Source organism: Pseudomonas sp. Sample_22 (genome assembly GCF_004307635.1).
Lineage (GTDB): Bacteria > Pseudomonadota > Gammaproteobacteria > Pseudomonadales > Pseudomonadaceae > Aquipseudomonas.
In genome coordinates, this window is sequence record NZ_RCNY01000085.1 from 90,205 (window position 1) to 104,929 (window position 14,725).

Genomic DNA, 14,725 nt, shown 5'->3' on the forward strand with positions numbered 1-14,725 from the left:
AGGTTCCCGCGTGCGGATCAGTCGCGGAAGTTGTTGAACTGCAGCGGCATGCCGAATTCCTTGGCGCGCAGTACGGCGATGGCTTCCTGCAGATCGTCACGCTTCTTGCCGGTGATGCGCACTTGCTCGCCCTGAATGGCGGCCTGCACTTTCAACTTGGCGTCTTTGACGTGAGCGACGATTTTCTTCGCCAGCTCTTTGTCGATGCCTTCCTTGAGGACGGCTTCCTGCTTCATCAACTTGCCCGAAGCAAATGCATCCTTGACCTCAAGGCACTGCACGTCGATTTTGCGCTTGACCAGCGCCAGCTTGAGGATCTCAATCATCGCTTCGAGCTGGAAATCGGCTTCAGCGGTCAGATTGACGGTCAGGTCCTTTTCCTTGAACTCGAAGCTGCCCTTGCCTTTCAGGTCGTAGCGACGATCGAGTTCCTTGACGGCGTTCTCGACCGCGTTGGTGACTTCGTGTTTGTCCAGTTCGGATACCACGTCGAACGACGGCATGTAATCTCTCCATTAAATAGGGGGCGCTCGATCAAGAAGGAGCACACCTGGCTTGCGGTAAAAATCCGCGCTGATTATAACGGGTCTTTCCGATCATTCACTGCGAGCCGTCCATGCGCGCGTCAAACAGAGCAAAAAGCTGATGTCCACTACCTGGCATGTACTCGGCGCTGGCAGTCTCGGTACTTTATGGGCCACTCGCCTGGCACGGGCCGGGTTGCCGGTGCGGCTGATCCTGCGCGACGCCCGGCGTCTGCAAGCCTATGAAGTGGCGGGTGGACTGACGCTGGTCGAGCATGGCGCAGCGCAGCACTACCCGGTACCTGCCGAAACACCCGATAGTAAAGAGCCGATCGATCGATTGCTGGTGGCCTGCAAGGCCTACGACGCCGAGCACGCCGTAGCGCAACTGGTGCCACGCCTGGCTCCCGGCGCCGAACTGATTCTGTTGCAGAACGGCCTCGGCAGCCAGGACGCCGTAGCCGCACAAGTGCCGCAGGCTCGCTGCATTTATGCCTCCAGCACCGAAGGCGCTTTTCGCGATGGCGACTGGCGCGTGGTGTTCGCCGGACACGGGTTTACCTGGCTGGGGGATGCCGGTCATCCCGCCGCACCAACCTGGCTTGAAGAATTGAACAGCGCCGGTATTCCCCATGAATGGAGTACCGAGATACTCACCAGGTTGTGGCGAAAACTGGCACTCAATTGCGCCATCAATCCACTGACTGTGCTGCACGATTGCCGTAATGGTGGTTTGCAGGAGCACCGTTGTGAAGTCGCCACCCTCTGCGGTGAACTCACCGAACTGCTTGAGCGCTGCGGTCAACCGGCAGCAGCGGAAAACCTGCAACAGGAAGTCGAGCGGGTGATTCATGCCACGGCGGCCAATTACTCGTCGATGTACCAGGATGTCAGCCACCAGCGCCGGACCGAAATCAGCTACCTGCTGGGCCATGCCTGCAAAATCGCGGCTCGACATCAATTGAATCTGCCACACCTCAATCAACTGCAACAGCGCCTGATTACCCGACTGCACAGCCTTGGATTGCCCAGCGACTGAGCAGCGGCTACGCTGGCCACTTGTTCCTTTGCAGCGATAAACCTGATGCCATTGCGCCAGCGCCTTGAAAACCTGCCGGTCGGCCAGAAACTACTGGCCGCCCTGTTGGTGCTGTTGACCACTGTTTTACTGGTCGCCAACCTGACTTTTATCAGCGCCGCGTATTACATTTCCCAGGAAAGCATGGCGCCCCAGGCGTTGCAGACCATCGGACGCCTGGTGTCCAATCCGAGCCTGATTTCCGAAGCACTGACTTCGCCGCAAAGCGCTCAACGCCTGCTCGACGAACTCAACAGCTACTCACCCTTGCGCGCCGCTGCACTATATGACGGCAAGGGTGAACGCCTGGCACAGTTGCAGCATGGCGATCACCTGAGTCTGCCAAAAAAATACGGGCATATCGAATCCTGGCAGGCCACCGAATTTCGCAGCAATCAAGTCATCACCCTGCCCCGCCCAGGTGCCGCGCCGGGCCACTTGCTGTTGGTGGCCAGCAGCGAACTGCCGATGGCGTTTTATACCGGGACCCTGACTGCCAGCCTCGGGATCCTGATTTTCAGTGTCCTGCTTTGGCTGGTCATCGCGAGGCAGATCAAACGCCTGATTACCCGGCCGATCCATCAACTCGAAGAGCTTTCCCGCCAGGTGACCCGGGAAGAGAACTACGCCCTGCGTGCCTCACGGGGCAACCACGATGAAATCGGCAGCCTCGCCGAAGCGTTCAATACCATGCTGTCACGCATTGAAGCGCGGGAGCAGCAGCTCAAACGCGCACGGGACGACTCGCAGGCGGCCTATGACCAGGCTCAGGGCCTGGCCGAGGAAACCCGCCACACCAATCGCAAACTGGAGCTCGAAGTCCAGGTGCGGAGCAAGATCGAGAAGAAACTCACCGGCTTCCAGAACTACCTCAACAGCATCATCGACTCCATGCCATCGGCGCTGATCGCGCTCGACGAACAGCTTTACGTGACGCAGTGGAATCAGGAAGCCAGTGCCCTGTCCGGCACTCGCCTGGATGAAGCCTTGAACCAGCCGATCTTCCTCGCCTTCGAGCCGCTCAAGCCGTTTTTGCCGCAACTCAAGCAAACGGTCGAGCAACATACCGTAGCCAAAATCGAACGCGTGACCTGGATCAAAGACGATGAGCCGCGCCATTACGCCCTGACTTTCTACCCGCTGATGGGCGGTGCCGGGCGTGGCGTGGTGATACGAATCGACGACATCACCCAACGCCTGTCCCTGGAAGAAATGATGGTGCAGTCGGAAAAAATGCTCTCCGTCGGTGGCCTCGCCGCCGGCATGGCCCATGAGATCAATAATCCGCTTGGTGCGATCCTGCACAACGTGCAGAACATTCGCCGCCGCCTGTCCCCCGAACTGCCAAAAAACCTGGAGCAGGCCGAACACATAGGCGTTGAGCTGTCGACGGTCAATCAATACCTGCAAGCCAGGGAAGTGCCGCAGCTACTCGACGGCATTCAACAGGCCGGCGCCCGCGCGGCGAAAATTGTCACCCACATGCTCAGTTTCAGCCGCCGCAGTACCCGGCAAATGGCCCCATGCGATCTGCCGGCACTGATCGATCAGGCGGTGGAAATCGCCGGTAACGACTTCGACCTGGCCATCGGTTTCGACTTCAAGGGCCAGGCCATCATCCGCCAGTTCGACCCCGCGCTCGGCCCGGTACCCGGTACCGCCAACGAACTGGAGCAAGTGTTGCTCAACCTGTTGAAAAACGCCGCCCAGGCCATTCACCAGCGTGAAGACGATAGCGAGCCGGGGCGGATCATTCTCCGCACCCGGCTCAATCCGCCCTGGGCGGAGATTCAGGTCGAGGACAATGGCATCGGCATGAGCGAAAGCGTGCGCAAACGGACCTTCGAACCGTTTTTCACCACCAAGGAAATCGGCCAGGGCACCGGTCTCGGGTTGTCGGTTTCGTACTTCATCATCACCAATAACCATAAAGGGCAGATGGAAGTGCAATCGACCCTCGGCCAAGGCACCTGCTTCACCTTGCGCTTGCCACTGGCGGGCACCCCGCTCGTCTCCCAGGAATTCAACCAGCTTACGAGGTAACCATGGGCTTTCGCTTGTCGAAGATTTACACCCGCACCGGCGACAAAGGCGAAACCGGCCTGGGCGATGGACGCCGCGTACCCAAGGACCATCCACGGATCGAGGCCATTGGCGAGGTCGACACGTTGAACAGTCAGGTCGGCGTATTGCTGGCCGGGCTTGCAGCGGAATGTGAAGAGTATCCGCGGCTGAGCGAAGTGATCGAGGTGTTGGCGCCCTGCCAGCATCGGCTGTTCGACCTTGGCGGCGAGTTGGCGATGCCGGCATACCAGGCATTGAACGTGGCGGAAATCGAACGCCTTGAAGCGGCGATCGATGTATGGAATGAAGAATTGGGACCGCTGGAGAACTTCATTCTGCCGGGTGGTTCGGCGTTAATTGCCCAAGCCCACGTCTGCCGCAGCCTGGCACGCAGTGCCGAGCGGCGTTGTCAGCAGTTGAATGCGATTGAGCCGTTGGCCGGGGTTGGCCTGGCGTACATCAATCGGTTGTCGGATTTGCTGTTTGTGGTGGCCAGGTTGATTGCCAAGAGGCAAGGCGTTGCGGAGATTCTTTGGCAACCGGCGGCGAAGCCTGGGGATTAAGCGGCGCCTGCCGGCCGCCATCGCGGGCAAGCCTTGCTCCTACAGGATTTCGCGTGAACCTGTAGCAGCGAGGCTTGCCCGCGAAGGGTCCACCAACTACACCGAAGAATCAGGCCAGAAAGCCCGAATCCCAGCAACACCCTGCGCACCCGCCGCCCAGGCTTGCTGAACCTGCGCAGGCCCGACACCACCGAGCAAAAACACCGGTTTGCTGAAGCCTTCGATCAAGGTCGAAGCCTGCTCCCACCCCAGCGGCTCAGCCCCCGGATGCGTCAGCGTCGGCTGCACCGGCGACAAGGTCACGAAGTCCACGCCCATTGCTTCGGCCAACGCCAGTTCTTCGGCGTTATGGCAGGACGCGGCCAGCCAGCGCGAAGCCGGCAATGGCCGGCCGGCAGCCGCATACTTGCGCAGCTGCGCAGACGTGATGTGCCAACCGGCGGCAGGAAAATCGCCCAGCCACTCGAACGGCCCCTTGATCATCAACTGCGCCTTGCCGGCACACAGCCCTACCGCATCAACGGCCAGGTCGCGATACTTCGGATCGTAACCGTTCGGTGCGCGCAACTGGATCAGCTTGATGCCGCCGGCAATGGCTTTCTGAATTCCGCGCAGCAAGGCCGGGGTTTCCAGATCTTCCGGGGTGATCAGGTACCGCTCGGGCAACCGGGCAGCCGCGACGATCGGCCGGTTGGCTTCGGGAAACTCGTAGTTCGACAACTCACGGGCGCTGACCCAGGCCAATGGCTGACCCTCAGCACCGTGTGGCTCACCGCTGAACGCCGAAACCTCCCAGACGTCGAGCAATACCTGCTTGTCCGGATAATCGTGGCGAACCTTGATCAACGGGCGCGCTGCACTGACGACAATGCCCAGTTCCTCATGAAGTTCGCGGGCCAGCGCGGTTTCCACCGATTCGTCGGCCTCGACCTTGCCACCGGGAAACTCCCACAATCCGCCCTGGTGCTGGGTATCGGCACGGCGGGCAATCAGGATCTTGCCGCTGTTATCACGGATAACGGCAGCGGCTACATGAACTCGTTTCACCGCTCGATTTCCTCCAGTCCGGCCTTCTGCCAGGCCTTGAATGCTGGCCATTGGTAGAGGGTTTCAACATAGGCTTCGTCCACCGCGGACAGTTTCACCCGATAGGTGCGCAGTCGTACGGCGATCGGCGCAAAGAACGCATCGGCCAAGGTAATGCGACCAAACAGGTAAGGACCGGTTTCGGTCGCGGCAGCACGGCACTCGGCCCACAACGCCGCCATGCGCTCGATATCCGCCTGCACGTCCGCCGGGAGCGGCGACAGCGGCGCGTCATGACTGAGGTTGAACGGCATGTTGCCACGCATGGCGAAGAAGCCGCTGTGCATTTGCGCACACGCCGAACGCGCCTGGGCACGGGCCGCGGTGTCTGTTGGCCACAGCTTGGCTTCAGGGAATTGTTCGGCCAGGTATTCAGCAATCGCCAGGGAGTCGGCGATGGTGCCGTGCTCGGTTTTCAGCAGCGGGACTTTGCCGGTCGGCGAATGCTTGAGCACACGCTCGCGGGTGTCGGGCTGGTTCAGTTTGATCAGTTCTTCGGTGTAGGAAGCGCCGGTCAGATCAAGCGCCAGGGCGCCGCGCAGGGACCAGGAGGAAAGCAGTTTGTCGCCGATGATCAGGTGAAGGCTCATGTTCGGGACCTTTGATGAAGGGGACAGGCCAAATCTCTAGCATCTGGTCGCCCCTAATCGCGGGCTTGCCCGCGATTAGGGGCGACCCGCTCTTAAGTACGATACTCGGCGTTGATCTTCACGTACTCGTGGGACAGGTCGGTGGTCCAGATGGTTTCGCTGCAATCGCCGCGGCCCAATTCGATACGGATGGTGATTTCTTCCTGCTGCATCACTGCCGCGCCCTGGGCTTCAGTGTAGGTCGCGGCGCGCGCGCCACGGCTGGCGATGCAAACGTCACCGAGGAACACGTCGATCTTGCTCACGTCCAGATTCGGTACGCCGGCGCGGCCGACGGCAGCCAGGATGCGGCCCCAGTTCGGGTCGGAAGCGAACAGCGCGGTCTTGATCAGCGGCGAGTGGGCCACGGTGTAACCGACGTCCAGGCACTCCTGATGATTACCGCCGCCGTTGACTTCAACGGTGACGAACTTGGTCGCACCTTCGCCGTCACGCACGATGGCCTGCGCCACGTCCATGCACACTTCGAACACCGCTTGCTTTAACTTGGCGAACAGCTCGCCTTCGGCACGGGTGATCTCCGGCAGCGCAGCCTGACCGGTGGCAATCAGCATGCAGCAATCGTTGGTCGAGGTGTCGCCGTCGATGGTAATGCGGTTGAACGACTTGTTGGCGCCGTCCAGCATCAGGTTTTGCAGCACGTCGCGGGAGACTTTGGCGTCGGTGGCGATGTAGCCGAGCATGGTCGCCATGTTTGGTCGAATCATGCCCGCACCTTTGCTGATGCCGGTCACGGTGATGGTCACGCCGTCGTGCTGGAACTGACGGCTGGCGCCTTTTGGCAACGTGTCGGTGGTCATGATGCCGGTGGCGGCAGCTTCCCAATTGTTGACCGACAGATCGTCGAGGGCCGCTTGCAGTGCACCTTCGATTTTCTCGACCGGCAAGGGCTCGCCAATCACACCGGTGGAGTAAGGCAGCACCTGGCTGGCATCGACGCCGGTCAGCTCGGCCAGTTTGGCGCAAGTGCGCTCGGCGGCGGCCAGGCCTGGCTCGCCGGTACCGGCGTTGGCATTGCCGGTGTTGGTCAGCAGGTAACGCACCGGGCCTTGCACGCGTTGCTTGGCGAGGATCACCGGCGCTGCGCAAAAAGCGTTCAGGGTGAACACGCCTGCCACCGTCGAGCCTTCGGCACAGCGCATGACGACGACATCCTTGCGCCCCGGGCGCTTGATACCGGCCGAGGCGATACCGAGTTCAAAACCGGCAACCGGGTGCAACGTTGGCAAAGGACCAAGACCAACAGCCATGAATGCGCTCCTTTATAAATGATGTCAGCACCGTTTCAGGAAAAACGGTGGTTCGAAATGGTAAAACGCCGCGACGGCAGAAGCCGGTCGCGGCGCGGGTATTTCAGCGATTGAAACGGGTTTTACTGGATCTGCCCGTGGCAATGCTTGAACTTCTTGCCCGAACCGCAGTAGCACAGCTCGTTGCGGCCCAGCTTCTGCTCGTTGCGAACCGGTGCGGTGGCGAGAGCCACATCGACCTCTTCACCCAGTTGCTCCGGTTGCTCCAGACCTGGGGCTTCTTCATGCAGGAACTGCATGCGGGCGGCCAGTGCCTCGGCTTCCTGACGCAGGCGCTGCTCTTCTTCGATCGGATCTTCGCGGCGAACCTGAACGTGCGACAGCACGCGGATCGAGTCGCGTTTGATCGAATCCAGCAGCTCGGAGAACAGCGTGAACGACTCGCGCTTGTACTCCTGCTTCGGGTTCTTCTGGGCATAGCCACGCAGGTGGATACCATGACGCAGGTGGTCCATGGTCGACAGGTGGTCTTTCCACAGGTCGTCCAGCACGCGCAGAACGATTTGTTTCTCGAAGCTGCGCAGCGCTTCGGCGCCCGCCTGGTCTTCTTTCTCGTTGTAGGCGGCGATCAGTTCCTGCATGAGTTTTTCGCGCAGGGTTTCTTCGTACAGGTGATCGTCTTCGTCGAGCCACTGCTGGATCGGCAGTTTCACGCCGAAATCGCTTTCCAAGGCCGATTCCAGGCCTGCCACGTCCCACTGCTCAGGCAGCGATTGCGGTGGAATGTGGGCGCTGACGGTGGCGTTGAGGACGTCCTGACGGAAGTCGGCAATGGTTTCACCGATGTTGTTGGCAGCCAGCAACGTGTTACGCATGTGATAGATCACTTTACGCTGTTCGTTGTTGACGTCGTCGAACTCAAGCAGTTGCTTGCGAATGTCGAAGTTACGACCTTCAACCTTGCGCTGAGCCTTTTCGATGGCGTTGGTCACCATGCGATGCTCAATCGCTTCGCCAGGCTGCATGCCCAGGGCTTTCATGAAGTTCTTCACCCGGTCAGAGGCAAAGATGCGCATCAGGCTGTCTTCCAGCGACAGATAGAAACGGCTGGAACCGGCGTCGCCCTGACGACCGGCACGACCACGCAGCTGGTTGTCGATACGGCGCGATTCGTGACGTTCGGAGGCGATCACCTGCAAGCCACCCGACTCGAGCACTTGCTGGTGACGCTTCTGCCAGTCGGCCTTGATCTGGGCAATCTGCTCAGGCGTCGGGTTTTCCAGCGAGGCCACTTCCACTTCCCAGTTGCCGCCCAACAGGATGTCGGTACCACGACCGGCCATGTTGGTGGCGATGGTCAATGCGCCCGGACGACCGGCCTGGGCAATGATCTCGGCTTCTTTTTCGTGGAACTTGGCGTTGAGGACCTTGTGTTCGATGCCTTCCTTCACGAGCAGGCTGGACATGTGCTCGGACGTTTCGATGGTTGCGGTGCCGACCAGTACTGGACGACCGGCGGCCATGCTTTCCTTGATGTCGGCAACGATCGCGGCGTATTTCTCGTCCGCGGTCAGGAACACCAGGTCGTTGTAGTCTTTACGGGCCAGCGGCTTGTTCGGCGGGATGACCATGACCTGCAGGCCATAGATCTGGTGGAACTCGAACGCTTCGGTGTCGGCCGTACCGGTCATCCCGGACAGTTTGTTGTACAGACGGAAGTAGTTCTGGAACGTGGTCGACGCCAGTGTCTGGCTTTCGGCCTGGATGTTCAGGTTTTCCTTGGCTTCGATGGCCTGGTGCAGGCCTTCGGACAAACGACGGCCCGGCATGGTGCGGCCGGTGTGTTCGTCGACCAGAACCACCTGACCGTCCTGCACGATGTACTCGATGTTGCGGTGGAACAGTTTGTGCGCACGCAGACCGGCGTAAACGTGAGTCAGCAGGCTCAGGTTGTGCGCCGAGTACAGGCTCTCGCCTTCAGCCAGCAGGCCGATGCGGGTCAGCGTTTCTTCGACGAATTGGTGACCGGCTTCGTTGAGCTCGACCTGGCGGGTCTTCTCATCGACGGTGTAGTGGCCGGGCTTGGTGACTTCGCCTTCGACTTCTTCAACGTGCAATTCCAGCTGCGGGATCAGTTTGTTGATCTCGATGTACAGCTTGGAGCTGTCCTCGGCCTGACCGGAGATGATCAGCGGGGTACGGGCTTCGTCGATGAGAATGGAGTCGACTTCGTCGATCACGGCAAAATTGAGTTCGCGCTGGAATTTTTCTTCCATGCTGAACGCCATGTTGTCGCGCAGGTAATCGAAACCGAATTCGTTGTTGGTACCGTAGGTGATGTCGGCAGCGTAGGCGGCGCGCTTCTCTTCCGGCGGCTGGAACGGCGTGACAACGCCGACCGTCAGGCCGAGGAATTCATACAGCGGGCGCATCCAGTTGGCGTCTCGACGGGCCAGGTAGTCGTTCACCGTCACAACGTGCACGCCCTTGCCGGACAATGCATTGAGGTAAACGCCCAGTGTTGCCACCAGGGTCTTGCCTTCACCGGTACGCATTTCGGCGATCTTGCCTTCATGCAAGGTCATGCCGCCGATCAGCTGGACGTCGAAGTGACGCATGCCCATGACACGCTTACCGGCTTCGCGGGCGACCGCAAAGGCTTCTGGCAGCAATTTATCGAGGGTTTCCCCTTTGGCGATGCGGGCCTTGAACTCGTCTGTCTTGGCACGCAATTGATCGTCCGAAAGGGCCACCATTTGCTCTTCGAAGGCATTGACGAGTTGCACCGTCTTGAGCATGCGTTTGACTTCACGCTCGTTCTTGCTTCCAAAAAGTTTCTTTAACAAAGGCGCAAACATATCGGCAGGATCTTCCACACTAAAGGGATGGAGGGCGGCCCCGTGAGTCGCCCGTGCAGCCCTCATGGCCGCATGCGAACGAGCATTCTACCCGGAAACGGTGGTGAGGAAAGTGGCGATGTTCCACGATGCTGGCACTGCGCTTTGACGGGGCTCACTTAAAATAAGGGCGTTTTGCTCAACTTCAACCCATTCAGGGAAGAAGTTAGTCGTTGATTTAATGAGTAAAGCATCCACAAAAGCAATGGGCGAGTGCATTCGGCGCTTTCTGCTACCATGGCGGCTCTGTTACTTCAGGTGTCTGATCATGGCATTTCGCCCTCTTACGGCCAGAGCACCCGCCGTTCTCCTTCGCGAAGCCAAGCCGCTCAAAGCCATTCTCGGCCACGCTCAACGCCTGGGTCATCTGCAACGCCTGCTGGAAAGCCAACTGCAACCCGCCGCTCGCGAGCATTGCCACGTGGCGTCCTGGCGTGAAGGCAGCTTGCTGCTGATCGTCACTGATGGGCATTGGGCCACTCGCCTGCGCTACCAGCAAAAACGCCTGCAGCGGCAATTGCAGATGTTCGATGAATTCGCCAGCCTCACGCGAATTCTGTTCAAGGTTCAGCCACCTACCGTTCAACAAGGCGCGGCCGGTCATACCATGGATTTGTCCAATGATGCGGCGGCGACCATTCAGGCGACGGCCGACGGCATCAGTGATCCAAACCTTCGGGCCGCGCTGGAGCGGTTGGCGGCGCACGCCAGGCCCAAAACCTGATCATGAACCCATGTAGGAGCGAGCCTGCTCGCGATAGCGATGTAACATTCAACGCATAAGTTGACTGATACGCCGCCATCGCGAGCAGGCTCACTCCTACAGGTTTCAGCGGCGTTTGTTGCCGCCCAATAAAGAGCCCATCAAACCGCGCACCAATTGTCGGCCGATCTGATTCGCCGCCTGCTGCATCGCTGACTTCAGCGCCTTCCCCGCCGCCGTGCCGAGGAACTCCCCGGCCTGTTCGGTGAAGCTTGGCTCTTGCTTGGCTGATTTGTCCGGTGCAGCCTCGGGTTCAGGCGCCAGTCCTTTGCGGCCCATCAGCACTTCATAAGCCGACTCACGATCAATCGGCTTGTCGTACCGGCCCTTGCACGGCGAACCGGCGATCAGCAGCGTACGCTCCGTCTCGCTCAGCGGCCCGATCCGCGACTGTGGCGGTGCCACCAAAACCCGTTGGACCATTTCCGGCGTGCCCTTTTCCTGCAAAGTGCCGACCAAAGCCTCTCCAATCCCCAACTCAGTCAGCACCGACAGCGCATCAAATGCCGGGTTAGGCCGGAATCCGTCGGCCACCGCCCGCAGGGATTTCTGCTCCTTGGCGGTGAATGCACGCAAACCGTGCTGGATGCGCAAGCCGAGTTGCGCCAGCACATCGTCCGGCAGGTCCCCCGGCGATTGGGTGACGAAATACACCCCCACGCCTTTCGAACGAATCAGCCGCACCACTTGTTCCAGACGATCCTGCAACGCCTTGGGGGTCCCGGCAAACAACAGATGCGCCTCGTCAAAAAACAACGCCAACAGCGGTTTGTCCGAATCACCGCGCTCCGGCAATTGCTCGAACAATTCGGCCAGCAACCACAACAGAAACGTCGCGTAGACCTTCGGCGCTTCATGCACCAGCCGACTGGCATCGAGCAAATGAATGCGACCACGACCGTCGACTGTCGGCTGCAGAATGTCTTCGAGTTGCAGCGCCGGTTCACCGAACAGCGCCTCCGCCCCCTGTTGTTCGAGCGTTGCCAGACGCCGCAGCAGGGCCTGGCTGGAACCGGTAGTCATCAGCGCCGCATCATCGCCGAGCAGCTGTGGATGATCCTTGAGGTGATTGAGCAATGCCTTCAGGTCTTTGAGGTCCAGCAGCAACAAGCCTTCGCGGTCGGCGACCTTGAACGCGGCATATAGCGCCGATTGCTGACTGTCCGTCAGCTCCAACAGGCTACCCAACAATAACGGGCCCATTTCGCTCAAGGTTGTGCGCAGTGGATGACCGGACTGCCCGTGAATGTCCCACAAGGTCACCGGATAAGCCTGAGGCTTGTGGTTCAGCCAGGGCATCCCGGCGATTCGCTCGGCAATCTTGCCCTGGGGATTACCGGCTGCACCCAGACCGCAGAGATCGCCCTTGATATCGGCGGCAAATACCGCGACTCCGGCATCACTGAAGGCTTCGGCCATACGTTGCAAGGTGACGGTCTTGCCCGTCCCGGTAGCCCCCGCAATCAAACCGTGACGGTTGGCCAGGCGCATGGCCTGGGCGATCGGCTGCCCGGAAAGATCGGCGCCGATAACGAGTTGCAATGAGTCATGCATTTGGTCACCCATGGTTAATCTTTGATCCTTCACGGCCGATAGAAATAGCAACAAAGCAGACAGACACAATCTGGTAGGACATTTCCCTTAAGGAGCGATGGAAATATCACTTGCTTTCAACCCTGCCCCTTTTGCGTTCCTTTATAAAAGCACGCGCTGGGCAATAAGACCTTAGCGGACCCCAAGCCATGAATAAAAATCTACGCTTCAGCCATAAAATCCTGCTTGCCGCCGCCCTCATCGTCATTGCCACTTTCGCCTCATTCACCCTGTACAACGACTATTTACAGCGTAATGCCATCCGCGAAGACCTGGACAACTATCTCAACGAGATGGGGGATGTCACCGCCAACAACATCCAGACATGGTTGACCGGCCGGATTCTGCTGATCGAAAACCTTTCGCAAAACATCGCCATCAACCCGGAACAAGCCAACGTAGCCGCCCTGCTTGAACAGAAAGCGCTGACCTCGACGTTCATGGCGTCCTACCTGGGCGATGCCACCGGGCATTTCACCATCCGACCCGACGCGAAGATGCCCGATGGCTTCGATCCACGGGTCCGCCCTTGGTACAAGGGGGCGGAAAACAGCAGCACGCCGACCCTGACCGAGCCCTATATCGATGCGGCGACCGGTCAAACCATCATTTCCATGGCCATGGCCTCGAAAAAATCCGGGCAAAGCATCGGCGTGATCGGCGGTGACCTGAGCCTGCAAACGCTGATCGATACCCTCAGCGCCCGCGACTTCGACGGCATGGGCTACGCCTTTCTGGTCAGCGCCGACGGCAAAATCCTGGTTCACCCGGACAAAGCGCTGGTGATGAAGTCCCTGAGTGAGGCGTATCCGAAAGACACACCGCGAATCGGCAACGGTTTCAGTGAAGTCGATGTCGACGGCAAGACCCGCATCGTCAGCTTCACGCCGATCAAAGGCTTACCCTCGGTCAACTGGTACATCGGCTTGTCCATCGACAAGGAAAAAGCCTTCTCGATGCTCAGCGAATTCCGCGCTTCAGCGGTGGTGGCGACCGTCATCGCGGTGGCAATCATCATCGCCCTGCTGGGCATGTTGATCCGCATCCTGATTCAGCCGCTGCACGTCATGACCCGCGCCATGGCCGACATTGCCGACGGCGAAGGCGACCTGACCAAGCGCCTGACCATCGTCAACAACGATGAGTTCGGCACGCTCGGCACGGCATTCAACCGTTTCGTCGAGCGTATCCACGGTTCGATCCGCGAGGTGTCTTCCGCCACCGGCCAGGTCAACGAAGTCGCGTTGCGTGTGGTGGCGGCCTCGAACTCGTCGATGTTCAACTCCGACCAGCAGGCATCGCGCACCAGCAGTGTCGCCGCCGCGATCAACCAGCTCGGCGCCGCCGCCCAGGAGATCGCCCGCAATGCTGCGCAAGCATCGAATCAGGCCAGTGACGCCCGCAGCCTCGCCGAAGACGGCCAGCAGGTTGTGGACCGCAGCATTGCCGCGATGAATCAGTTGTCGAGCATGCTCAGCGCGTCGAGCACCAACATCGAGTCGCTGAACAGCAAAACCGTGAACATCGGGCAGATTCTCGAAGTGATCACCAGCATTTCCCAACAGACCAACTTGCTGGCGCTCAATGCCGCCATCGAAGCGGCGCGGGCCGGTGAAGCCGGGCGCGGGTTTGCCGTGGTGGCCGATGAAGTGCGCAATCTGGCGCACCGCACCCAGGAATCGGCGCAACAAGTGCAAACCATGATCGAGGAGCTGCAAGTCGGTGCCCGCGAGTCCGTCAGCACCATGAGCGACAGCCAGCGTCACAGCCAGGACAGCGTCGAAATCGCCAATCTGGCGGGTGAGCGCTTGAGCAGCGTGACCCAGCGTATCGGCGAAATCGACGGCATGAACCAGTCGGTGGCGACCGCCACCGAGGAACAGACGGCAGTGGTTGAGTCGATCAACGTCGACATCACCGAAATCAATACGCTGAACCAGGAAGGTGTGGAAAACCTGCAGTCGACGTTGCGCGCGTGTTCGGATCTGGAACAGCAGGCGGCGCGGTTGAAGCAGTTGGTAGGCAGTTTCCGGATCTAATCGCTCTCACCGGCCTCATCGCTGGCAAGCCAGCTCCCACAGAGTTCTGCAGCGGACGCAATTTTTGTGTACGACGCAAAACCTTGTGGGAGCTGGCTCGCCAGCGAAGGCGGTCTGTAACACATCGCATAACCCTGGCTGACAGCCCACCCCTCCAAACCTCAACCGAACATCTATTCTTCATTAAGGTCCACCCAAGGAGAGCAACGGACCGGAGG

General features: G+C 59.7%; 11 protein-coding genes. 5 read left to right on the plus strand and 6 right to left on the minus strand.

The window, feature by feature from the left end:
- Nucleotides 1-17 precede the first annotated feature (17 nt).
- Nucleotides 18-503, minus strand: a complete 486-nt coding sequence (locus tag D8U73_RS23380; RefSeq protein ID WP_007977344.1) for a YajQ family cyclic di-GMP-binding protein — start codon at nucleotides 501-503, stop codon at nucleotides 18-20.
- Nucleotides 504-645: 142 nt separating this feature from the next.
- Between D8U73_RS23380 and D8U73_RS23385 the strand changes: the two genes are divergently transcribed.
- From D8U73_RS23385 to D8U73_RS23395, 3 genes are read left to right on the plus strand one after another with little or no spacing between them, the layout of a single operon-like run.
- Complete coding sequence (locus D8U73_RS23385) at nucleotides 646-1,563, plus strand: putative 2-dehydropantoate 2-reductase (RefSeq protein ID WP_130905896.1); 918 nt, start codon at nucleotides 646-648, stop codon at nucleotides 1,561-1,563.
- 45 nt (nucleotides 1,564-1,608) lie between these two features.
- The gene (locus tag D8U73_RS23390; RefSeq protein ID WP_130905897.1) at nucleotides 1,609-3,645 is read left to right on the plus strand and encodes a HAMP domain-containing sensor histidine kinase; all 2,037 of its coding nucleotides are present in this window, start codon (nucleotides 1,609-1,611) and stop codon (nucleotides 3,643-3,645) included.
- Nucleotides 3,646-3,647: 2 nt separating this feature from the next.
- Entirely contained in the window at nucleotides 3,648-4,229 is a 582-nt protein-coding gene (locus D8U73_RS23395; protein ID WP_130905898.1) for a cob(I)yrinic acid a,c-diamide adenosyltransferase, read from the plus strand.
- A 96-nt stretch (nucleotides 4,230-4,325) separates the two neighbouring features.
- Here the strand turns inward: D8U73_RS23395 and D8U73_RS23400 are convergent, their stop codons facing one another.
- From D8U73_RS23400 to secA, 4 genes are all read right to left on the minus strand, one after another.
- A complete protein-coding gene (locus D8U73_RS23400) occupies nucleotides 4,326-5,276 on the minus strand; it encodes a Nudix family hydrolase (protein WP_130905899.1) in 951 nt (316 codons plus the stop codon).
- A complete protein-coding gene (locus tag D8U73_RS23405) occupies nucleotides 5,273-5,905 on the minus strand; it encodes a glutathione S-transferase family protein (RefSeq protein ID WP_130905900.1) in 633 nt (210 codons plus the stop codon). The genes D8U73_RS23400 and D8U73_RS23405 overlap by 4 nt, the downstream gene beginning before the upstream one ends.
- 92 nt (nucleotides 5,906-5,997) lie before the next feature.
- Complete coding sequence (argJ, locus tag D8U73_RS23410; RefSeq protein ID WP_130905901.1) at nucleotides 5,998-7,215, minus strand: bifunctional glutamate N-acetyltransferase/amino-acid acetyltransferase ArgJ; 1,218 nt, start codon at nucleotides 7,213-7,215, stop codon at nucleotides 5,998-6,000.
- A 122-nt stretch (nucleotides 7,216-7,337) separates the two neighbouring features.
- Entirely contained in the window at nucleotides 7,338-10,073 is a 2,736-nt protein-coding gene (secA, locus tag D8U73_RS23415; RefSeq protein WP_130905902.1) for a preprotein translocase subunit SecA, read from the minus strand.
- Nucleotides 10,074-10,380: 307 nt separating this feature from the next.
- Between secA and D8U73_RS23420 the strand changes: the two genes are divergently transcribed.
- The gene (locus tag D8U73_RS23420) at nucleotides 10,381-10,836 is read left to right on the plus strand and encodes a DciA family protein (protein WP_056852678.1); all 456 of its coding nucleotides are present in this window, start codon (nucleotides 10,381-10,383) and stop codon (nucleotides 10,834-10,836) included.
- 105 nt (nucleotides 10,837-10,941) lie between these two features.
- On the opposite strand, the gene D8U73_RS23430 is transcribed toward D8U73_RS23420, so the two are convergent.
- Nucleotides 10,942-12,429 carry a helicase HerA-like domain-containing protein gene (locus tag D8U73_RS23430; RefSeq protein WP_130905953.1) on the minus strand — a complete coding sequence of 496 codons (1,488 nt, stop codon included), beginning with the start codon at nucleotides 12,427-12,429 and terminating at the stop codon, nucleotides 10,942-10,944.
- Nucleotides 12,430-12,617: 188 nt separating this feature from the next.
- Here D8U73_RS23430 and D8U73_RS23435 point away from each other — a divergent pair, with 188 nt between their 5' ends.
- Complete coding sequence (locus tag D8U73_RS23435) at nucleotides 12,618-14,507, plus strand: methyl-accepting chemotaxis protein (protein WP_130905903.1); 1,890 nt, start codon at nucleotides 12,618-12,620, stop codon at nucleotides 14,505-14,507.
- The last annotated feature ends 218 nt before the right edge of the window (nucleotides 14,508-14,725 follow it).